This window comes from Actinoplanes sp. ATCC 53533, assembly GCF_003947245.1.
The window spans coordinates 1-19,525 of sequence record NZ_QHHV01000136.1; the positions used below are offsets into that span (position 1 = coordinate 1).

Here is a 19,525-nt window from a genome sequence, read left to right on the forward strand (position 1 = left end):
TGGTTGCTGTGGCCGTACTGGCCCATCCGGACGTCGCGGGCCTCGTACATCTCGTGGATCGGGCCGCCGTAGGAACCGTAGAAGGTGGCCGTCTCCGGGGTCGCGAAGAACTTGTCCAGCTTCTTGGCCAGGCCGTCCCGGCCGCCGTACAGGTTGGCCAGGCCCTGACCGTCCTGGGGCACGTGGAACGCCATGTTCCAGCCGTCGGTCTCGGTGTAGTCGTAGCCCCAGACCCGCGGGTCGTAGGTGGACGGCGGGTTGCGCCAGGCACCCGCGGAGTCCTTGCCCTGGAAGAAGTCCACCGAAGGGTCGAACATGGTCACGTAGTTCTGTGCCCGGTTGCGGAAGTATTCGGCCTGCTCGGCGTACTCCTTGGCCTTGGGCCCGCCCTTCTTCGCCAGCGCCTCGGCCATGTTCGCGATGCCGTAGTCGTTGATGTAGCCGTCCATCGCCCACGACATCGCCTCCCCGGTCGCGTCGCTCGGCGTGTAGCGCTTGAAGATCGAGCTCGCCAGGCCCTTGCGGCCGACGTTGGCGTTCGGCGGCGCGACCGTCGCGTTCCGCACCGCGGCCCGGTAGGCCGTCTCCGCGTCGATACCCGGCACCCCCTTGAGGTACGCGTCCGCGAACGCCACGTCCGAACTCGTGCCGACCATCAGGTTGGCGTAGCCCGGCGCCGACCAGCGGGAGATCCAGCCGCCGTCGCGGAACTGCTGGACGAACCCGTCGACCATCTCGCCCGCCTGCCCCGGCGTCAGCAGCGAGTACGCCGGCCAGGTCGTGCGGTACGTGTCCCAGAAGCCGTTGTTGAGGTAGACCTTGCCGTCCTTGACCGGGGCACCGGTCTGGGTCGGCGTGCTCGCCGGGCTGGTCACCGCGGACTGCACGGTGTGCTTGTAGACGGGCTGGGCGGCGCTGCCGGTATTTTCGAAGCCGGAGTTGGGGTAGAGGAACAGCCGGTACAGGTTCGAGTAGAGCGTGGTGAGCTGGTCGGCGGACGCGCCCTCGACCTCGACGGTGCGCATCTTGGCGTCCCACAGCGCCTGGGCCTGGTCCCGGACCGAGGCCAGGGTGGCGTCGGCGGCGATCTCCAGGTCCAGGTTGTGCCGGGCCTGCTCGACGCTGATCAGCGAGGTGGCGATCCGCATCCGCACGGTCTTGTTCCGCGTGGTGTCGAACTTGAGGTAGCCGGTGGACGGACGGTTGCCGGTGGGCAGCATGCCGCTCGCGGTGACCGGGGCGTCGACGGTGGCGTACATGAACATCCGGGTCCAGCCGGCGGACAGGCCGCCGCTGTTGACGTCCGACCAGCCGGAGACCGTGCGGTTCGCGGCGTCGACGGTCAGCCCGGCGTTGTTGTTGACGTTGTCCAGGATGAGGTTCGAGCTGTCCCCGGTGAAGGTGAACTCGAACAGCGCGGCGTGGTCGGTCGGCGCGAGCTCGGTCTTGATCCCGTTGTCGAAGGTGACGCCGTAGTAGTACGGCTTCGCCACCTCGTTCTCGTGGCCGAAGGCCAGCGCCCGGTTGGCCCGGCCGGCGTCGGGCACGCCGTTCGCGGCGCTCGGCATCACCTGGAAGGTCTGCCGGTCACCCATCCACGGGCTGGGCTGGTGGCTGGCGGAGAAGGCCTGCAGGGTCGGGCGGTTCGCGGCGTTGTTCTGGCGGTGGTACTCGTACAGCCAATTCGTGGTGCCGGCGTTGGTGACCGGGGTCCAGAAGTTGAAGCCGTGCGGCACCGCGGTCGCGGGGAAGTTGTTGCCTCGGGAGAAGTCACCCGACGACTGCGTGCCGCGGCGCGTCTCCGCGTACTCCGAGAGGTGTTCCTTCGGCCGGGGCGCCGGGACCTCGGCGAGCGCGATGTCGTCGTACCAGGCCCGGAAGGCGGTGGGACCGCTCGGCTTGTCGTACGCGATCAGGATGCGGTCGACGGTCTTGCCCGCCGCGACCTCGCCGATCCGCGCGGTCCGCTTGTTCCACTGTCCGGTGTAGAGCGTCTGCGACGCGCCCTGCGCGGCGGCGCTGACCACGATGCCGTTCTGGTCGACGGCCTTGAGCTCCGACAGGAAGGTGCCGTCGGTGAAGGCCAGGTCGACCGCGGTGTACGTGGCGGGGTTCGACAGGTCCTCGCGGTTGAACTCCGGCAGCACCAGGTAGGACAGTTCGGTGTCGGCGGTGACCGCGACGTCGACGTCGAAGACCTTGTTGGCCGAGTGGCCGCGGCCCTCGGCGGTGTGCCGGCCGGCGATCTGGAACGCCCTGAGCCCGGTGTAGCCCACGCCCGCCTTCGCGGTGGGAGAACTGCCCGGCCCCCGGCCGATCCGGCTCTGCATCGGCCCGGCCGGCGGCGGGGTCACGTTGGCGTCGGCGAGCTCGAGGTCGGCGAGCTGGGTGAGGTTGCCGGACGGGTGCCCGGTGATGGTCAGCCGGTAGATCGGAAACGAGGCGGGGTCGGCGACGGTGTAGGTCTTGGTCTGGAAGCGGGCGGTGAAGGCCTGTCCGGTCTGGGTGTCGACCGTGGTCCAGGTGGTGCCGTCGGCGGAGCCCTGCAGGGTCCAGTCCCGTGGGTCGCGCTCGGGCGCGTCGTTGGCGGAGGTCAGCGCGTACTTGATGACCTCGGCGGGGGCGTCGAGCGTGTATTGCGCCCAGCTGGTCGGGGTGTCGACCAGCCACTTGGTGGCCGGGTCGCCGTCGTTGAGGTTGCCGCCGCCCTCGTTGCTGATCGGTTCCGCGTTGACCGCGACGGCTGTGACGTGGCCGCGCAGGCTGCCCGGCATTCCCACGGTCAGGTTGCCGTCGACGCCGTCGCTGCCGGCCGCCGCGTCGACCGTGTCGGTCCAGGTGGGTTGGGGATCGTCGGTTTCGAACGACGAGCCGAACGAGGCGGCGGCGGCCGCCAGGGCGGCACCGCCCGTGGCGACGGCTGCCGCAGCCGTGACCAATGTGACGGATAACAGGGCGACACCCCATCGTGGCCGGTGCATGCCGTCTCCTTCTCGGGGCTGCTTCTTACTCTTAGGGATGTTTCACGGGATCCGACACATCGTCACTTCTAAGTCTCTCGATGCGCAAGGGTTTCGACCGCACATGAACGCTCACGATTGACATCGATGTCAATTTACCGGCTATCCTGCCCTTGCGCCTGATCCGGGCCTTCCCATAAGGTCAAACGGGCGGAGCGGGGCCTGTGTGCGAACGTGTCCGTTTAGCGGTGCTGGGGCAGCTCGGCCAGCCAGCGCTCGACCTCGGCGGGCGAGCGCAGCAACACCACGGGCGGCATCGCCGGGTCGGCCTGCCAGGCCCGCATCCGCCGCCGCTTGCGGCCGAACGACTGGAATTGCCAGACGACGAGGTTGTCCGTGGACAGGAACAGGTTGCGCATCCGCTCCCGGTTGCCGTTGCAGATCTCCGTCCGCAGCACGATCCGGCGCGCGGTGCGCCGGAGCAGCCGGCCCAGCGAGCGCCATCGCGGGAAGTCCAGCCCCACGACCAGGTCGGCCCGGCCCAGCGGGAGGTCCTTCCAGATGCTGTAGGCCGAGTCGAGCACCCAGGAGTCGGTCGCGCAGATGGCCGCGATCCGCTCCCGCTGCACCTCGTCCGGCACCGCGACCCACCCCGGCTCCCAGGTGAGGTCGTCCACCGAGTGGTACGGCAACTCCAGCCGCCGCCCGATCCGCGCCGCCAGTGTCGACTTGCCGGATCCGGTCACCCCGTAGACGAGAATGCGGCGCATCCGGCACAGGCTAGCCGACCAGCCCTTCCCCGTACGCCAGGATCACCAGCTGGACCCGGTCCCGGACGCCGAGCTTGGCGATCGCCCGGGTGATGTGGGTCTTCGCGGTCAGCGGGCTGATCACCAGCTCGCGGGCGATGTCCTCGTTGGACAGCCCGGTGGCGACCAGGCTCACCACCTCACGCTCGCGGGCGGTCAGCGCCGCCAGTCGCGCGCCACCGGCCGGCACCGCGGCCGGCCGGTGGGCGAACTGCCTGATCACCCGGCGGGTGACACTGGGCGAGAGCAGCGCCTCGCCGGCCGCCACCACCCGGACGGCGTGCCGCAGCCCGTCCGGGTCGATCTCCTTGGTGAGGAAGCCGCTCGCGCCCGCCTCCAGCGCGGCGAAGACGTACTCGTCGGTCTCGAAGGTGGTCAGGATGATCACCCGGCAGTCCCGCAGCTCCGGGTCCGCCGTGATCCGCCGGGTCGCGGCGATCCCGTCCAGGCCGGGCATCCGGATGTCCATCAGCACCACGTCCGGGCGCAGCGTGCAGGCGGTCCGCACCGCCTCGTCCCCGGTGGCCGCCTCGCCGGCCACCACGATCTCCCGATCGCGCTTGAGCAGACTGCGGAAGCCGGCCCGGACCAGGTGCTGGTCGTCGGCGAGCAGGACGGAGACGGTCATGCTCAGGCCGCGATCGGGATCGTCGCGCGGACGGTGAAACCGGCACCCGGCCCCGGCCCGGCGGTCAAGGCTCCGCCCAGCGCCGCGACCCGTTCGCGCATCCCCATGATCCCGTGCCCCTCCGTGATCCCCGCGTTGCCGGCGCCGTCGTCGGCGACCTCCACTGTGACGCTCGCCGGGGTGTAGTGCAGGGTCACCGTCACCCGGGTGGCTTCCGCATGGCGCACCGTGTTCGTCAGCGCCTCCTGCACTACGCGGTAGACCGCCGTCGCTACCGGCGCCGGCACCTCGGGCCGTTCGCCCAGCTCGGTGACGCTCACCGCCACCCCGGCGGCCCGCACCTGATCGGTCAGGCCGGCCAGCCCCTCCAGCCCGGCGGCCGGGGTCTCGATCCGATTGCCCTCGCGCAGCACGTCCACCAGCGACTTCAGGTCGCTCATCGCCCGGCCCCGGACGTCCTGGGCCAGCCGCAGGGCGTCGCGCGCCTCCTCCGGCTCCTCGTCGAACGCGTCCAGCGCCACGTTGAGGTGCACACCCACCACGGCGAGCGTGTGCGACACCACGTCGTGCAGATCCCGGGCGATGCCGACGCGCTCCTCGGCGCGCCGCCGCAACGCGTCCAGCTCCTGCTCGTGCAGCGACTGCCGCAGCCGCGCCGCGACCTCGTCCTGCCAGCGCCGGGTGCTGCGGTACGCCAGCGCGACCGCCAGCGCCGCGGCCAGCCAGAGCGCCTCGCCACCGAGCTGACCGAGCACCCGGTCGGACGGCAGCTGCTCGACGACACCGTCCCAGATCAGGCCGTACGCGATGGTGAAGATGCCGATCGCCACGGCCGCCCGCAGCCGCCCGACGAGGGCAAGCGCCACGAAGGCCGCGGTCGACGGCCACGCCCAGCCGGCGCCGATCAGGTGCGACGTGTGCATGGCGATCGTGCCGCACACGCTGACGATCAGCACGGTGAGCGGCCACCGGCCGACCAGGAGCATCAGCGCGGACAGCCAGAACGCGACCGTGCCGGTCATGACGATGTCCAGGTTTCCACCGGTGACGGCGAGGCCGGCCGGGATGCCGACGAGGGTCAGCAGCGCGGCGACCCAGGGCAGTGAGCGCGGCATGGTGGTCACCTTCCCGTCCCTGTGACCGGCCGCAGCGGGCGCAGCGGCCGCAATGCGACGAAGCTGAGGAAGGCGGCCGTCACCCACAGGGTGAGCCGCCGGGCCAACGAGACGAGCGTCTCATGGTCGGCGATGCCCAGTCGTGGTCCCGCCACGACGTCCAGCGCGGCGAGCGCGGCCAGGGCGCCGACCCCGGCGGTGAGCAGGTACAAATGGCGTCTCATGGTCTCGGTCATGGCAGCGAAACTAGGTCCGGCGGCGGTCCCGCCGCGTCGTCCCGGCGCCGTCTTTCGCGGCGACTCCTCAGGAGTACGGGGCTACACCAATCGGTGTACGTCGTTCTAGGCTGACCGCGTGATCAACGAAGGCACCGCCGCCGACGTGCTCGCCTCCTACGGCCGTTTCCCGCTCCGTCCCGGGCTCACCTCCTCGGAGCTCGCCGCGGTCGAGCAGGAGTTCGGATTCTCCTTCGCCGACGACCACCGTGCCTTCCTGGCCGCGGGCCTGCCGTTCGGGCGAGGCTGGCCGGACTGGCGCGACGGCGACCGCGGGCAGCTCCGCGAGAGGCTCGCCCTGCCGGTGGAGGGGGTGCTCTTCGACGTCGCGGAGAACGGCTTCTGGTACGAGGGCTGGGGCCAGCAGCCGGCCGAGACCGCCGAGGCCGTGGCCGCCGCCCGCCGCTCGCTGATGACCGTCCCGCGGCTGGTGCCGGTCTATTCGCACCGCTACCTGCCGGCGGGGCGCGGCACGTCCGGGCACCCGGTGCTGTCGGTGATGCAGACCGACATCATCAGCTACGGCGCCGACCTGACGGCCTACCTCCGGCACGAATTCGGCGGCGAACCGCTGAAGCCGGGCCGGGCCACCGTCACCTTCTGGCGCGACCTCGTGGGTTAGTACTGTTGGCGTGCTTCCGTTTCACCCGAGAGTTGGAGCGGCCCCGCCATGAAGTACACCGTCTCGATGGAGATCGCCCTGCCGCGGGAGAGGGTGGCCCAGCTGCTCGCCGACCCGGCACACCTGCCGAAGTGGCTACGAGGGCTGGTGCTGCATGAGCCGCTGAGCGGGGCGCACGGGCAGGTCGGCACCAAGTCGCGGGTGGTGCTGCGGATGGGGCAGCAGACGTTCGAGGGCACCGAGACCATCACGCGCCGGGACCCGGTGGACCTGCACGGGATCGCGAGGGAGAGCGTCGTCCATTTCGACCGCGAGATCGTCGGCGAGGGCATGTGGAGCGCCGCGCGCGAGCGGCTGACCGAAGCCGGCCCGGAGACGACGCTCTGGGTGAGCGAAAACGAGTACCGGTTCAGCGGCTTGCTGATGCGGCTGGTGGGGCTGTTGATGCCCGGCGCCTTCCGCAAGCAGTCGCTGCTGCACATGCGGGACTTCAAGGCATTCGCCGAGCACGGAGAGGACGTCCGCGAGGCGAAGGGCTGAATCGCGGTCTGCCCGAGACCACCGTCAATGCGACTCGGCTCATCATCGGGTGAACGCGAGGTCTGAATGCCGCCAGACCAGCGTCCGGTTCTCGATCACTGTGGTGGCATGACAACGGTTCTTGACGGCAAGGTGGCATTGGTAACGGGTGGCAGCCGGGGCATCGGCGCCGGCGTCGCGGCGCGGCTGGCCGAGGACGGCGCCGATGTGGTGCTGACCTATCAGCACCGCGACGATCGGGCCGCCGCCGTGGTGAAGGAGATCGAGGGTTTCGGGCGCCGCGGGCTGGCGGTGCGGGTGGACTGCGCGGATCCGGCGGCGGTGACCGCTGTGGTGGACCGGGCGGTCGCCGAGTTCGGGCGGCTGGACATCCTGGTCAACAACGCGGCGCTGTTCCTGGTCGGTCCGGTGGAGGAAATCGGGCTGGCCGAGTTCGACCGGACGATCGCGGTCAACGTGCGGGCGCCGTTCGTCGCGTCGAAGGCCGCGGCCCGGCACATGGGCGACGGCGGGCGGATCATCACCATCGGCAGCAACATGGTGGAGCGGACGGTGTTTCCGGGGTTCTCGCTGTATTCGATGAGCAAGACCGCCCTGGTGGGTCTCACCAAGGGTCTCAGCCGGGACCTCGGCCCGCGCGGCATCACCGTCAACCTGGTCAACCCGGGCGCGACCGACACCGAGTTGAACCCGGCCGACGGCCCGGCCTCGGCCACCATCAGCGGCTTCACCGCGCTGGGCCGCTACGGGACGCCGGCCGAGATCGCGACCGCGGTCGCCTACCTCGCCGGTGACGGCGCCCGGTACGTCACCGGGGCCACGATCAACGTCGACGGCGGATTCACGGTCTGACGAGTGCGGCGGCCCGGGTGGGCGGTCAGGGGGCGGTCAGTCCGCGTCGCGTTTCGCGCGGGCGCGGCGCTTGCCCTCGTGCATGGCCGCCACCCGGGCCACCGGGATGGTGTGGCCCTCCGCGACCAGCCCGGCGTCCAGCGGCTGCGGCGCCGGCATGTGCGCCGTCCACGGATCGCTGCCGTTCAGCAGCTCCGGAGCCGTCCGCACGGTGAAGTCGGCTGGTGTCACGTCGTCGAGCACCTCCCAGCCCACCGGGAAGGACACCGGCAACCCGGGCCGCACCCGCGGGCTGTACGCCGCCACCACGCTCGCGCCCCCGGAGCGGGTCGCGTCGAGGAAGACCTTGCCGTGCCTGTCCTCGCGGATGAACGCGGTCGTCGCCAGCTCGGGATCGAGGCGTTCGGCGCGCGCCGCGACGGCCCGGGTCGCGGCGGCCACGTCCCAGGTGGCGGCGCTGCCGTCGAGCGGGACGAAGATGTGCACGCCCTTGGCGCCGCTGGTCTTCACCGCACCCGCCAGCCCGGAGTCGGCCAGCGCCCGGCGCACCAGGTGGGCGGCCCGGATCACGACGTCGAAGCCGGCGCCCTCCGGCGGGTCCAGGTCCATGATCAGGTGGCTCGGATGGTCGCGGTCGGCGGTCGTCATGAGCGTGGGGTGATATTCGACCGCTCGCTGGTTGGCGAACCAGAGCAGCGTGCGGCGGTCGTTGCAGAGGGCGTACTGCACCTCGCGGTGTGACGCCTCGGCCCACACGGCCGTTCGCGGCACCCACTCCGGCGTGTACTTGGGGAGGTTTTTCTGCATGAACTTGTCCTGCCCGCGCAGCACCCGGATCACCGACAGCGGGCGGTCGCGCAGGACGCCGAGGATCGGATCGTGCACCGCGTCGAGGTAGTCGACCAGGTCCCGCTTCGTCGCCTCGGCGCCGGGGAAGAGCTCCTGGTCCAGGTTCGTCAGGGGTACGCCGGCCCGTTCCTCTTTGTCCGCCATGGCCTCATCCTGCCCGCACCAGGCTCAGCGCGGGAAGGACCATCGCGAGGGTCAGCACCACATACACGCCGCCGAGGAAGAACTGGCCGTGCCGGGTGGCGATGACCGCGCCCACGAACGGCAGCACCACCGCGACCAGGGCCGCCACCAGCAGGGTGCCCGGCTCCCGTTCGGGCCCGGTGAGACCCCAGCCGACCAGCAGCGACACCGAGACGAGCCACAGCAGGGTGACGAGCGTGACCTTGAGCGCGACCTCGGTGCGCAGCGCGGCGGCCCGCCGGTCCGCGCGGATCTCACTCGCCGACCTGAGCCCGACGTCGATGCGCGACAGCGGCGCCCGCTCGATCTCCAACGTCACAAGCAGCACTCTAGGGGAGCTGCGGGCCGGATGCCCGGCTCCGTCACCGCATCGTGAACAGCCGGGTCAGCGGGGCGGGCGCTCGCCGCTGCCGCGGGCGATGACGGAGGTGGAGATGACGATCGATCGCGCCGGGACCGCGAGCCCGCTGATGCGCTCGTACGCCAGCCGGGCCGCCTCCCGGCCCATCGCCACCGCGTCGTGCGCCACCACCGTCGTGCCGATCACCTCGGCCAGGTCGAAGTCGTCGAAGCCGATCAGCGCGGGCGGGTCCGGCCGGTCCTTGAGCACCCGCAGCGCGCCGGTGGTCAGCCGGTTGTTGGTGGTGAACAGCGCGGTCGGCGCCGGGTCGAGCGCCAGCAGCTCCCGCACCGTCTCCTCGGCCCGCCGCACGTCGTGCACGTCGGTGCGCAGGTAGGGCTCCCACTCGGTGTTGCCGGCCGCGCGCATCGCCGCCTGGAAGCCCTCGATCCGCCCGCGCTGCGGCACCGTCCGGGCCAGGTCGGCGACCATCGCGATGCGCCGGTGCCCGCCCCTGAGCAGATGCTCGGCGGCGGCCCGCGCCCCGCCCGCGTTGTCGATGACCACCACGTCGGCGGCGACCCCGTCCGGCGGCCGGTCCAGGAAGACGAACGGCACGCCGCGGTTGCCCTCGATCGCCAGGTATGCGTGCCTGTCCGCGCTCGGCACCAGCAGCAGCGCCCGGACCCGGCGTTCGAGGAAGGTGTCGATCAGCGCCCGTTCGAGCTCCGGGTCCTCGTCGTTGTTGGCGGTCACCAGTTGCAGCCCGTGCTGGCGCAGCTCGCGCTCGATGCCGCTGGCCACGGCCGAGTAGAACGGGTTGGTCAGGTCGCCGCTGATCAGCGCCACCAGCGCCGAGGTCGCACCCCGGCGCAGCTCGCGCGCGATGCCGTTGAGCCGATAGCCGAGCTGGTCCGCCGCGTCGCGAACCCGGCGGCCGGTGTCCTCGGCCACGTTGGGCTCGCTGTTCAGCGCCCGCGATGCCGTCTTGAGGCTGACCCCGGCCAGCGCGGCCACCTGGGTCAGCGTCGGCCGGCGGGCGGCCGCTTCGTCGACGGCGGACCGGGATGCGGGCATTGTGCTCCGAACTGTGGGCGAGGGGGCGGTGCGAAGGCGGCTCAGGCGGCAATTATGACATCGAGGCCGACCGGGGCGGCTGGCCCGGCCCGGCGGAACGGCGCGGCGGACCAGCCGTTCGGACCGCTGCGGAGATCCCCAAAAACACTACTGTCTGTAGTCTCTGACCGTTTTGGTTCGGGCGAGGAATGGTAGTTGGAGGCGTTATGTCGGGCACTATTGCCGCCGGACGGGATCGGTACTTCGACACTCTGCGTGCTGTGGCCATCGTCCGGGTCGTGCTGTTCCACGCCTTCCCGGTCGCCGCGCTCGAGTTGGTCTTCCCGTCGATGGGCGTCATGTTCGCCCTCGGCGGCTCGCTCATGGTCAAGTCGCTGGACCGTTCCGCGGCCCGGGCGGTGCGCAGCCGGGTCCGCCGGCTACTGCCCGCGCTGTGGGTGATGGCGCTCATCCTCGTACCGCTGATGATCCAGCGCGGCTGGCCGGACCGGCCGTCGTGGCCGCACCTGCTGCTCTGGGTCCTGCCGATCGCGGACCCGCCGGCGAGCGAGTTCGGCTATCCGGCCGCCGGGGTGCTCTGGTATCTGGTCACCTACCTGTGGCTGGTCCTGCTCTCGCCGCTGCTGCTGCGGCTCTACCGCCGGTGGAACCTGCCGACCGTGCTGCTGCCGCTGTTCGGGCTGATGCTGCTGACCGCGTACCCGGACACCTTCGGAACCACCGCCGGCTGGGTCGTGCAGAACGTGCTCGCGTTCGGGTCCTGCTGGATCCTCGGCTTCGCGCATCGCGAGGGCGATCTCGCCAAGCTCCGGCCCGCGGTGGTCCTGGGCCTGGCCGCCGCCTGCGTCACGGGCGGCCTCGGCTGGGCGTACCTGCACCCCGCGGACACCGGGATGGACCTGACCGGCCTGCCGGTCGCGTACGCGGTCTTCTCGATCGGCTTCGTGCTCGCGCTGCTGCGCTGGGCGCCGCGGATGGACTGGCTCGCCCGGGCCCGGCCGCTGACCGGCTTCGTGTCGATGGTGAACAACCGGGCCGTGACCATCTACCTGTGGCACAACGTGGCCATCACCATCGCCGTCTGGCTCTTCGACCCGCTGAAGCTGTGGCGGATCCCCACCCAGGGCCTGGAGAGTGCCGTCGACTTCAGCATCGCGCTCGCCGCGCTCGCCGTGGTCGTGCTCGTCCTCGGCTGGGTCGAGGACGTCGCGGCCCGCCGGCCACCGGGCTTCTCGCCGTTCGTGAAGCGGCGCCTGCCTCGGCAGCCCCCGGTCGCGGTGCAGGCTCCCACCCCGGTGGCCGCCGGCTAGGCAGCGGCCCGGTCAATATGATCGGCCGGGTGACGGTGATTCGCTCGAGAGAGCCCGCTGACCTGCCGGCCTGCGTGACGACGTTGCGCGCGGTGCACGAGAGGGACGGCTATCCGCTCAACTGGCCCGCCGACCCGGTCGCCTGGCTCACCCCGCCGGGCACCCGCCGGGCGTGGGTCGCGGTCGACGGCGAGACCGTCGCCGGGCACGCGATCGTGACCGGGGAGGGCGAGGTGAGCAGGCTCTTCGTGAGCCCGGGGCGGCGCGGGGCCGGTCTCGCGGGGGAGCTGATCGACCGGGCCCGGTCGGCTCACGGCGGCGAACTCGTCCTCGAGGTGGCCAACGACGCCGCGGCCGCGTATTACGAGCGGACCGGCTGGATCTTCGTGGCCGCGGGCCCGGCCGGCTGGACCGCGCCCGACGGCAGCCCGGTCACGCTGCGCCGCTACCGATCATCGTGAGAGCCGGCGGACGGTCTCCTCGGGGGCCAGCCGCCGCTCCGCCGGCCAGGTCGGCCGGCACCTGATCCAGCACACCGAGCCGCCCGGCGGTCCCACGTGTCCCGGACTCACTGTTCCCACTGTCACCATGCCCGACATTGAAAACCCGCCCACAGCGAAGACACAGATGACGCACAGTGAGGCTTGGTTGGCTACTGGGAGACATTGGGCGAGGAAAGGCGACGATCGTGCAGGAGCAAGGGGATCAGGACAACGCCGCATACGTGCGCCGGGTGCATGACAAGGGGTTGCAGTTCGACCTGCGGACCATGTCCCGCCGCCGGCTGCTCGCCGCCTTCGGCGGGGCGGGCGCCCTGGCGATCGTCGGCGGGACGGCGGCCTGCGGCAGCACGACCGACACCGGGAGCACGTCGACGGCCAGCGCCAGTGCCAGCACCAGCACCAGCACCGCCGCCGGCACCGCTACCGAGGTCGCTTCGGAGACGGCCGGGCCGTACCCGGCGGACGGCTCGAATGGGCCCGACGTGCGGACCGAGTCGGGCATCGTGCGCAAGGACATCCGGAAGTCGTTCGGTAGTTCGAGCGGGACCGCGGCGGGCGTTCCGCTGGAGTTCTCGCTCGTCGTGTCCGACCTCACCGGTAAGGCGATCACCGGGGCGGCGGTTTACGCCTGGCACTGCGACCGGGACGGCAACTACTCGCTGTATTCCGAGGGGATCACCGACCAGAACTACCTGCGCGGGATCCAGGAGACCGACGCCACCGGCACCGCCACCTTCACCAGCATCTTCCCGGCCTGCTACTCGGGCCGGTGGCCGCACATCCACTTCGAGGTGTACTCGTCGCTGGCGAACGCCACCAGCGGTGACGGCCCCATCGTCAAGACCTCCCAGATCGCGCTCCCGGAGGACGTGTCCGACGTCGTCTACGCGACCGACGGCTATAGCAAGAGCATCTCGAACATGAGCCAGGTCAGCCTCGCCACCGACAACGTCTTCGGCGACGACTCGGGCGTCACCGAGCTGGCCACCGTCACCGGCAGCGTCGCCGCCGGCTACGTCGCCAAGCTGGCGATCGCGATCGACCCGTCCGGCGAGGAGACCGGCGGCGGCGACGCCCCCGCCGGTGGTGGCGGCGCTCCGCCGTCCGGCGCCCCGCGCCCCGCGTCTTCCTGACCGGATGGTCCCGCCCGGCCGGGGCCGGCCGGGCGGGACGCCGTTCACACCTCGGTGGTCAGCTCGTAGATCTCCGTCGTCGGATGCCCGGCCCGCTCGTGGATCCGCTGCACCGCTTCCTTGCTCGGCCCGGTCGACAGGCAGAACACCTTGCCCTGCTCCGGGTCGAGCCAGGCCCGCTCGAAGTGCACCCCCTCCTCGGCCTCGATCTTCAGGTCGGCGGCGTGCGCCGCGTCCAGCTCCGCCGAGGTCACCCCGTGGAACCCGCTGTGCACGTCCATGAACTTCGCCATCGAACTCGTCCCCCTCCGCTCGGTTTCCGGCCCCAGCCTGCGCGGACGGGCTCCGTCGGACATCGGTCATTACACCTAGGAAGGCCGGCCGGGTCGGCCTAGAGTCACGCCATGCGCGCCCCGAGCCACGTGCTGGTCGGCCGCGACGACCTGCTGGCCCTCGCGGACCGCCGGCTCACGGCGACCGCCGCCGGCCATGGCGAGTTGCTCTTCCTCGCCGGCGAGGCCGGCATCGGCAAGACCCGCCTGCTGACCGAGATCGCCGGCCGGGCCGCGGCGCGCGGTTTCCGGGTGGTCGGGGTGGCCGCGTTCCCCGCGGACACCGACGTCGCCGGCGGCCTGATCGCGGACGCGCTCTCCGCATTCGGTACGCGCACAGCGAAGCTCCTCGGCCAGTCCCACGACGGCGACAGTCACCGGCAGCGCCGCCTGCTCGTGACCGGCCTGGCCGACGCGCTCGCCGAGGCCGGTGCCGGATCGGTGCCGCAGCCGCAGCCGCAGCTGATGACCGGATCGGGGCCGGAGCCGCAGCCGGTGCTGCTGACCTGTGAGGACCTGCACTGGGCGGACGACCTGACCCTGCAGACCCTGGCCCGGCTCGCCCACCGGCTGCCCGCGCTGCCGATGCTCATCATCGGCACATACCGCAGCGACGAGCTCTACCCCCGGGTCCCGATGCGCGAATGGCGCACCCGGCTGCTCAATCAGCGGCACGCCGAGGAGGCCCGGCTGTCCCGGCTGAGCCCCGCGGACACCGCCGCCCTGGCCGCCGCGATCTCCGGCACCGTCCTGCCCGCCACGGTGACCGGCGCGATCTTCGCCCGCAGCGACGGCATCCCGCTGCACGTCGAGGAGTTCCTCGCCACGGTCGGCGCGGCGGCGGCGCTGCCGGACACCCTCGCGGACGCGGTGCTGGCCCGGGCCGCCTCGCTGAGCGCGCCCGCCCGGTCCCTGGCCGGCACCGCGTCGGTGATCGGCCGCTCCTTCGACGTGGACCTGCTCACCGCGATCACCGGCGAGCCCGCGGACGCGATCGACGCCGGGCTGCGCGAGCTGGCCGAGCGGTTCTTCGTCCAGCCGCACCCCGACGGGTTCACCTACGACTTCCGGCACGCCCTGATCCGCGACGCCCTGCACGCCGACCTGCCCCCGCTCCGCCGCCGCGAACTGCACGCCCGCGCGGCTGAGGCGGCGCTGGCGGCGGGCTTCTCCGACGCCTTCGTGAGCGACCAGTACGAGCGCGCCCACCGCCCCGCCGAGGCGCACCGGTGTGCGGTGACCGCGGCGGCCGGGGCGGTGCGGATGTCGGCGCACCGCGAGGCGGTTGAGCTGTACCGGCGGGCCTTGCGGACCGCGCCGGCCGACCTCCCGGCGGCCGGGCACGCCACGCTGCTGACGTCGCTCGGTGCCGAACTCGCGGCGGTCGACGAGAACAGCGATGCGGAGGAGACGTTGCTGCGGGCGTACCGGATGCGTCTGGAGCTGGGGGACGCGCTCAGCGCGGCCGATCTCGTGCCGCAACTCGTCGCGGTCCGGCACCTGCTCGGCGCGGGCCTGGACGAGCGCACCCGCCTGCTGCGCGAGGGCCTCGACCTGATCGCGGAGCACTCCGGCGAGCGGGCCCAGGAGATCCGCGCCGGGCTGCACGCGGCCCTGGCCGCGGCCTACATGCTGGACCGCCGGCTGGAGGAGGCCACCGAGGTGGGCGTGCTGGCCGAGGCGTTCTCGATCGAGGACTGCGACCACCCGCTGCGCTGCCACCTCGGCGGGACGCTGGGCTCGATCCTGGTCTTCGGCGGCCGGATGGACGAGGGCTGGCAGATGCTGGCGAACGCGATCGGCCGGGCTCGCCGCCGCGGCCTGGAGGCGGAGGCGGCCCGCGGCTACCGGATGCTCGGCTCATCCGCGTCGGTGCTGGTCGAATACGACCGGGCCCGGCGGTGGCTGGCCGAGGGGATCGCGTACGCGGAGTCGGTCGAGCGCTTCAACGACCGGCACTACATGGCCGCCCACCTGGCCCACGTGGACTGGGCCGAGGGCTCGTGGGAAGCGGCCGAGACCGGCGCCACCCGCGCGCTGGCCGACGGGCGGGGCATCACCACCCGGATCACGGCGCTGCACGTGCTGGGCTATGTGGCGCTGGGGCGGGCCCGCTGGGACGCGGCGGCGGAGAGCATGCGCGAGGCGGCCGCGCTCGGCGAGGCGATGGGCGAGCTGCAGCGGGTCTCCCCGGCCTGGTGGGGCCTGGCCTCGATCGCGCTGCTGCGCGGCGAGGCGGGCGAGGCGATCGGCTGGTGCGAGCGCGGCTACAGCGCGTCGGCGAAGGTCCGGGACGCCGCCTATCTGTTCCCGTACGTGGTGACCGGGGTCCGGGCCTACCTGGCGACTCGGGACCTGACCGGCGCCCGGGACTGGCTGGCCCGGACGGCGGCGCTGCTCGGCAAGCGGGAGATCCCGGGCACGCTGGGGGCGATCGACCACGGTGCCGGGCTGGTGCACCTGCATGAAGGACAGACCGGCAAGGCGCGGGCCGAGCTGGAGCGGGCCGCCGCGTTCTGGCGGGGGCGGCGGCGCTTCTGGGAGGGTACGCAGGCAGTGTCGGACCAGGCCCGGTGCGCGCACCGCTCCCGGCGCCCGGCGGACGCGGCCCGGCTGTCGGACCAGGCGGCGGCCCAGGCCGAGGCGGCCGGGGCGGTGGTCCTGCTGCCCGCCGGCGCTCGATCCGCGCGGGCCGCGCCGGGGCAATCGTCGTCGGCCGCGCCGGGACGACCCGGGTCGACTGCGCCGGGTCATCCTGCGCGGGCCGCGCCAGGGTTGCCGCAGCTCACCCCGCGGGAGATGGAGGTCGCCGGCCTGATCGGGGAGGGCGCCACCAACCGGGAGATCGCAGCAGCGTTGTCGATTTCCCCGAAGACGGTCTCGGCGCACGTCGAGCACATCTTGACCAAGCTCGCGGCGTCCCGCCGGGCCCAGATAGCGACGTGGGCTGCGACACATTCTCGGCGATTGTCGACCGATCGGGGTACGTCAAACGGGCTATAGCTACCGGTCTATGCAATGGCAAGAATCGGACCATGACCGCCCCCGGAAACGACGCCCTCCTCATCACCGCGCTGGCCGCGTTCACGGCCTGCCTGGGATACGCAGCCGGCCGGCTGCACCAGTGGTATCGCACGGTGCTGGACCGGGATGAGGCATACCGGGACGGATACGACACGGCGACCCGGAGCGTCTTCAGCCTGGCGGCGCGGTTGATCGGCCCCCGGCGGGCGGTCCGGGGCACGGTGGTCGTGACCTCGGCGGGCGGTGAGGTGCGACCTGAGGGGGTGCGGCCCGATCCTTCGATGGATCTGCCGGCTGCTGGTTCCTTCTCGGTTGCTCCTGCTGCCGCCGCCGCGCCGCCGTCTGTTCCCGCTGCCGTTCCGCCTGCGTCTGCTTCTGGTGCTGCGCTGGGGTCGTCTGTTTCCGCTGCTGTGTCGTCGCCGGCTGCTTTTGGTGCCGTGCCGCGGCCAGCTGCTTCTGGTGCCGTGCCGTCGCCCTCGCCGTCGGTGGATGATGTCGGTGGACGTCATTTCGTGCCGGACGAACTGGTCAAGGCGCCGACGTACCGGTTGACGCCGGACCGGGTGGCCAGGGCCAAGGTTCGTGAGTCGATGCCCGAGGACGACGAATCCCCGGAGACGACCCGCCTGCCGTCGGTGCCCCGCCCGCGCGCCTGTTGATCCACCGGGAAATGTCACAGCCCGGCGCTAGGGTGCGCCCATGGTCACCGTTCAAGAGGTCCGCGAGGTGGCGACGAAGCTGCCCCGCACCACCGAGCACCTGATCTACGACCGCGTGAAGTTCCGGGTCGGCAAGATCGTCTACGTGGCGTTCTCCCGCGACGAGACGGTCATGGGCTTCGGCTTCCCGAGGGAGGAGAGGGCGTCGCTGGTCGCCGCCCAGCCGCAGGTCTTCCATCTGCCGAGCGCGTCCGACATGCGCTTCCAATGGGTTCAGGCCTGGCTCGCGGAGCTCGACCACCGCCAGATGGAAGAGCTGGTGATCGACGCCTGGCGCATGGTGGTTCCCAAGCGCGTGGCCGCGGCCTACGTCGCGGGACTGCCCGACCTCGACCCGGATCCCGGCCGCCGCGAGATCTGACTGCCTGTCCACGACCCGTCGCCTCCGGCTTCTCCTGATCAGGCCATGGTGTGGACGGTGAGCAGGTAGGTGTAGACCCCGGCGTGGCCGGTGTAGTTGGGGTGGAAGATCTCGCTGTAGTGGTTCAGATCGACGCCGTTGATCCATGGCGTGGCGCTGCAGGCCTGGTGACCGGTGAAGCCGTTCCGGACGTCGACGTATGTCACGCCCGCCTTGTCCGCGGCCGACTTGATGCCCTCGGCGGACTTGTCGGCGGCGTAGTTCAGCCACTCCCGTTTGGTCGCGCTGGGGGTGATCGCGCCGCAGCTGCCGCTGCCGGCGTCGATCAGGCGGGGGTAACCCATGACGATGACCCGGGCGTTCGGCGCGCGCTTCTTGACATCGTTGTAGAGGTCTTCCAGGTAGGAGGGCACCACAAGGACGGAGGCCCAGGCGCTGGAGAAAGCGGCCTCGACGCAGGCGTCGTCGGTGCCGGTGAGGCAGGTGGTGGCGGTGTCGGTGAAGTGGGCGTCGTTACCGCCGACGGTGATCGTCACGAGCGTGGTCGCCTTGCTCAGGGCGCCGACCTGCTTGGCGCGCACATCGGCGATGGTGGCGCCGCTGCAGGTCATGTCCTTGAGCGTGAACGCGGGATGGTTCTTGGCCCAGGTCCGGGGATAGCTGTTCGGGCTCTGCTTGCAGGCGCCGCTGGCCGCGAGGTACGGGTAGGCGCCGACGCCGGAAGCGTAGGAGTCGCCGAGAGCGACGTACTCGCCGGGGGCGACGGCGGCATGTGCGGGCCCGGCGAGGGCGACCGACGCGACCGCGGCCATCAGGGCGGCGGCGAGAAGGGATGGTGCTTTACGCATGTTTTCCCTAGGTTTGGGAGGGTTATCGTGAAACGGAATCATGTATCGCCGCTGATTCCACCGGCAAGGGTCCTGCCCCTGTCGCCGGTCTCTTGGGGACGATCGTGCAGCGCTCGACCGGCCTGACCGCGCACCGGGGAGGCGTGCCTCCGATCGGGTCGCTTCGTCGGTGACGGTAATGCCCTCCGCGAAGGCGATGATCTGGTCGTCGCTGAGCCAGGGCTCGCCTATCTCGGCCGGGAGCGAATCAATGTTGATCGAGGGTTGGCAATCCGGTGCGGATCTTGTGGCGGCGTGGTTGGCTCCGTGCCCGTGCGCATCCATGTTGATTCCGGTTCGGCGAGCCGATGCGGATCCTGTGGCGTGGTCGGCTGCGTGCCCGCCGGGATCTGGCACACCTGGCACACCTGGCACACCTGGCACACCTGGCACACCTGGCACACCGGCCAACCGATCATGCGTTCCGTGACCGCGTGCGACCACTGACCGCCGTGGAATCGACCGTCTAGTCGGCGTTGGGGAGCGTCAGGTAGCCGCCCTCGGCCAGATTCTTGGCATGCCGCGCATACACCTCGGGCTGATCCGGCGCGAGCGTCGCCAGGCCGTCGACGTACCGGTTGTACATCGAGAAGGCCGCCGCGATCAGCACCGTGTCGTGAAGAGTCTTGTCGTCGGCGCCGTTTTCGCGGGCGAGGGCGATGTCCGCGTGGCTGACGCTGCGGCCGTCCACGCGCACCTTCTCCGCGATCGTCAGCAGCGCCCGCATCTTCGGGTCTGTCTCCGCGTGCTCGGCTGTCCGGCCCTCCTGATGCAGCAAGTGAGTCGCGACCGCGCCGTGGACGCCGCTGCAGAAGGCACACTCGTTACGGCTCGACACATAGGCGGCGATGGCCTCGCGCTCGCCGGGCGTCAGCGGCGAAGGCCCACGGAGCAACGCGTCGGCCAGGCCGTTGAGCGGGCCGGCGGTCTGCGGAAACCGGGCCAGGAGCCCGACGATGCCGGGCAGATCCGGCAGCTTGATGTGCGGCACACAGCCATCGTGCGT

At 71.5% G+C, this 19,525-nt stretch carries 21 protein-coding genes; 10 read left to right on the forward strand and 11 right to left on the reverse strand.

From position 1 onward, the window contains the following. From DMB66_RS37910 to DMB66_RS37930, 5 genes are all read right to left on the reverse strand, one after another. The coding region (locus DMB66_RS37910) for a GH92 family glycosyl hydrolase (protein WP_125808953.1) at window positions 1–2,981 on the reverse strand (2,981 nt) is incomplete at its 3' end. A gap of 221 nt (window positions 2,982–3,202) precedes the next feature. Further along, a complete protein-coding gene (locus DMB66_RS37915; RefSeq protein WP_125808954.1) occupies window positions 3,203–3,730 on the reverse strand; it encodes an adenylate kinase in 528 nt (175 codons plus the stop codon). Between the two features lie 10 nt (window positions 3,731–3,740). Continuing rightward, window positions 3,741–4,397 (reverse strand): response regulator transcription factor, encoded by a 657-nt coding sequence (locus tag DMB66_RS37920; protein ID WP_125808955.1) that lies wholly within the window; start codon window positions 4,395–4,397, stop codon window positions 3,741–3,743. 2 nt (window positions 4,398–4,399) lie between these two features. Next, window positions 4,400–5,512, reverse strand: coding sequence for a sensor histidine kinase (locus DMB66_RS37925; RefSeq protein ID WP_125808956.1), 1,113 nt, complete (start codon window positions 5,510–5,512; stop codon window positions 4,400–4,402). Window positions 5,513–5,517: 5 nt separating this feature from the next. Beyond that, window positions 5,518–5,736: a hypothetical protein gene (locus DMB66_RS37930; protein ID WP_125808957.1), complete on the reverse strand. Its 219-nt coding sequence runs from the start codon at window positions 5,734–5,736 to the stop codon at window positions 5,518–5,520. 130 nt (window positions 5,737–5,866) lie between these two features. Here DMB66_RS37930 and DMB66_RS37935 point away from each other — a divergent pair, with 130 nt between their 5' ends. From DMB66_RS37935 to DMB66_RS37945, 3 genes are all read left to right on the forward strand, one after another. Next, window positions 5,867–6,409, forward strand: a complete 543-nt coding sequence (locus DMB66_RS37935) for a hypothetical protein (protein WP_233625125.1) — start codon at window positions 5,867–5,869, stop codon at window positions 6,407–6,409. Between the two features lie 48 nt (window positions 6,410–6,457). Then, window positions 6,458–6,949, forward strand: coding sequence for an SRPBCC family protein (locus tag DMB66_RS37940; RefSeq protein WP_125808958.1), 492 nt, complete (start codon window positions 6,458–6,460; stop codon window positions 6,947–6,949). A gap of 108 nt (window positions 6,950–7,057) precedes the next feature. Continuing rightward, window positions 7,058–7,801: an SDR family NAD(P)-dependent oxidoreductase gene (locus DMB66_RS37945; protein ID WP_125808959.1), complete on the forward strand. Its 744-nt coding sequence runs from the start codon at window positions 7,058–7,060 to the stop codon at window positions 7,799–7,801. A 36-nt stretch (window positions 7,802–7,837) separates the two neighbouring features. Here DMB66_RS37945 and DMB66_RS37950 read toward each other — a convergent pair whose 3' ends face one another. From DMB66_RS37950 to DMB66_RS37960, 3 genes are all read right to left on the reverse strand, one after another. Beyond that, on the reverse strand, window positions 7,838–8,794 hold the full coding sequence (locus tag DMB66_RS37950; protein WP_125808960.1) for a DNA polymerase domain-containing protein: 957 nt from the start codon (window positions 8,792–8,794) through the stop codon (window positions 7,838–7,840). 4 nt (window positions 8,795–8,798) lie between these two features. Continuing rightward, window positions 8,799–9,152: a hypothetical protein gene (locus tag DMB66_RS37955; RefSeq protein ID WP_125808961.1), complete on the reverse strand. Its 354-nt coding sequence runs from the start codon at window positions 9,150–9,152 to the stop codon at window positions 8,799–8,801. Window positions 9,153–9,218: 66 nt separating this feature from the next. After that, entirely contained in the window at window positions 9,219–10,250 is a 1,032-nt protein-coding gene (locus tag DMB66_RS37960) for a LacI family DNA-binding transcriptional regulator (protein ID WP_125808962.1), read from the reverse strand. Between the two features lie 206 nt (window positions 10,251–10,456). Between DMB66_RS37960 and DMB66_RS37965 the strand changes: the two genes are divergently transcribed. The 3 genes from DMB66_RS37965 to DMB66_RS37975 all read left to right on the forward strand — a co-directional run bounded on the left by DMB66_RS37965 (window position 10,457) and on the right by DMB66_RS37975 (window position 13,196). Then, window positions 10,457–11,560 carry an acyltransferase family protein gene (locus DMB66_RS37965; protein WP_255441213.1) on the forward strand — a complete coding sequence of 368 codons (1,104 nt, stop codon included), beginning with the start codon at window positions 10,457–10,459 and terminating at the stop codon, window positions 11,558–11,560. Between the two features lie 29 nt (window positions 11,561–11,589). Continuing rightward, window positions 11,590–12,021 carry a GNAT family N-acetyltransferase gene (locus DMB66_RS37970; protein ID WP_233625127.1) on the forward strand — a complete coding sequence of 144 codons (432 nt, stop codon included), beginning with the start codon at window positions 11,590–11,592 and terminating at the stop codon, window positions 12,019–12,021. 227 nt (window positions 12,022–12,248) lie between these two features. Then, entirely contained in the window at window positions 12,249–13,196 is a 948-nt protein-coding gene (locus DMB66_RS37975; RefSeq protein ID WP_233625128.1) for an intradiol ring-cleavage dioxygenase, read from the forward strand. A 44-nt stretch (window positions 13,197–13,240) separates the two neighbouring features. Here DMB66_RS37975 and DMB66_RS37980 read toward each other — a convergent pair whose 3' ends face one another. After that, a complete protein-coding gene (locus tag DMB66_RS37980) occupies window positions 13,241–13,489 on the reverse strand; it encodes an SCO4226 family nickel-binding protein (RefSeq protein ID WP_125808965.1) in 249 nt (82 codons plus the stop codon). A 111-nt stretch (window positions 13,490–13,600) separates the two neighbouring features. Here DMB66_RS37980 and DMB66_RS37985 point away from each other — a divergent pair, with 111 nt between their 5' ends. Genes DMB66_RS37985 through DMB66_RS37995 form a run of 3 tightly spaced genes read left to right on the forward strand, consistent with a single transcriptional unit; the run spans window position 13,601 to window position 17,632 of the window. Then, a complete protein-coding gene (locus DMB66_RS37985) occupies window positions 13,601–16,531 on the forward strand; it encodes a LuxR family transcriptional regulator (protein ID WP_125808966.1) in 2,931 nt (976 codons plus the stop codon). A gap of 32 nt (window positions 16,532–16,563) precedes the next feature. Continuing rightward, window positions 16,564–17,211, forward strand: a complete 648-nt coding sequence (locus tag DMB66_RS37990; RefSeq protein WP_125808967.1) for a hypothetical protein — start codon at window positions 16,564–16,566, stop codon at window positions 17,209–17,211. A gap of 40 nt (window positions 17,212–17,251) precedes the next feature. Continuing rightward, complete coding sequence (locus tag DMB66_RS37995; RefSeq protein ID WP_125808968.1) at window positions 17,252–17,632, forward strand: MmcQ/YjbR family DNA-binding protein; 381 nt, start codon at window positions 17,252–17,254, stop codon at window positions 17,630–17,632. Between the two features lie 38 nt (window positions 17,633–17,670). Here DMB66_RS37995 and DMB66_RS38000 read toward each other — a convergent pair whose 3' ends face one another. Beyond that, window positions 17,671–18,480, reverse strand: coding sequence for an SGNH/GDSL hydrolase family protein (locus DMB66_RS38000; RefSeq protein ID WP_158647504.1), 810 nt, complete (start codon window positions 18,478–18,480; stop codon window positions 17,671–17,673). Between the two features lie 363 nt (window positions 18,481–18,843). Here DMB66_RS38000 and DMB66_RS65345 point away from each other — a divergent pair, with 363 nt between their 5' ends. Next, entirely contained in the window at window positions 18,844–18,966 is a 123-nt protein-coding gene (locus tag DMB66_RS65345; RefSeq protein WP_255441214.1) for a hypothetical protein, read from the forward strand. Between the two features lie 19 nt (window positions 18,967–18,985). Here the strand turns inward: DMB66_RS65345 and DMB66_RS38005 are convergent, their stop codons facing one another. After that, the gene (locus DMB66_RS38005) at window positions 18,986–19,510 is read right to left on the reverse strand and encodes a carboxymuconolactone decarboxylase family protein (RefSeq protein ID WP_125808970.1); all 525 of its coding nucleotides are present in this window, start codon (window positions 19,508–19,510) and stop codon (window positions 18,986–18,988) included. Window positions 19,511–19,525: the final 15 nt, after the last annotated feature.

Excerpts from the sequence above, each read along its gene's own strand:
- DMB66_RS37930 (WP_125808957.1), bottom strand. The coding sequence starts at position 5,736 with ATGAGACGCCATTTGTACCTGCTCACCGCCGGGGTCGGCGCCCTGGCC.
- DMB66_RS37915 (WP_125808954.1), bottom strand. The coding sequence starts at position 3,730 with ATGCGCCGCATTCTCGTCTACGGGGTGACCGGATCCGGCAAGTCGACA.
- DMB66_RS37940 (WP_125808958.1), top strand. The coding sequence starts at position 6,458 with ATGAAGTACACCGTCTCGATGGAGATCGCCCTGCCGCGGGAGAGGGTG.
- DMB66_RS37920 (WP_125808955.1), bottom strand. The coding sequence starts at position 4,397 with ATGACCGTCTCCGTCCTGCTCGCCGACGACCAGCACCTGGTCCGGGCC.
- DMB66_RS37950 (WP_125808960.1), bottom strand. The coding sequence starts at position 8,794 with ATGGCGGACAAAGAGGAACGGGCCGGCGTACCCCTGACGAACCTGGAC.
- DMB66_RS37985 (WP_125808966.1), top strand. The coding sequence starts at position 13,601 with ATGCGCGCCCCGAGCCACGTGCTGGTCGGCCGCGACGACCTGCTGGCC.
- DMB66_RS37960 (WP_125808962.1), bottom strand. The coding sequence starts at position 10,250 with ATGCCCGCATCCCGGTCCGCCGTCGACGAAGCGGCCGCCCGCCGGCCG.
- DMB66_RS37925 (WP_125808956.1), bottom strand. The coding sequence starts at position 5,512 with ATGCCGCGCTCACTGCCCTGGGTCGCCGCGCTGCTGACCCTCGTCGGC.
- DMB66_RS37965 (WP_255441213.1), top strand. The coding sequence starts at position 10,457 with ATGTCGGGCACTATTGCCGCCGGACGGGATCGGTACTTCGACACTCTG.
- DMB66_RS37945 (WP_125808959.1), top strand. The coding sequence starts at position 7,058 with ATGACAACGGTTCTTGACGGCAAGGTGGCATTGGTAACGGGTGGCAGC.
- DMB66_RS37980 (WP_125808965.1), bottom strand. The coding sequence starts at position 13,489 with ATGGCGAAGTTCATGGACGTGCACAGCGGGTTCCACGGGGTGACCTCG.
- DMB66_RS37995 (WP_125808968.1), top strand. The coding sequence starts at position 17,252 with ATGGTCACCGTTCAAGAGGTCCGCGAGGTGGCGACGAAGCTGCCCCGC.
- DMB66_RS37990 (WP_125808967.1), top strand. The coding sequence starts at position 16,564 with ATGACCGCCCCCGGAAACGACGCCCTCCTCATCACCGCGCTGGCCGCG.
- DMB66_RS38000 (WP_158647504.1), bottom strand. The coding sequence starts at position 18,480 with ATGCGTAAAGCACCATCCCTTCTCGCCGCCGCCCTGATGGCCGCGGTC.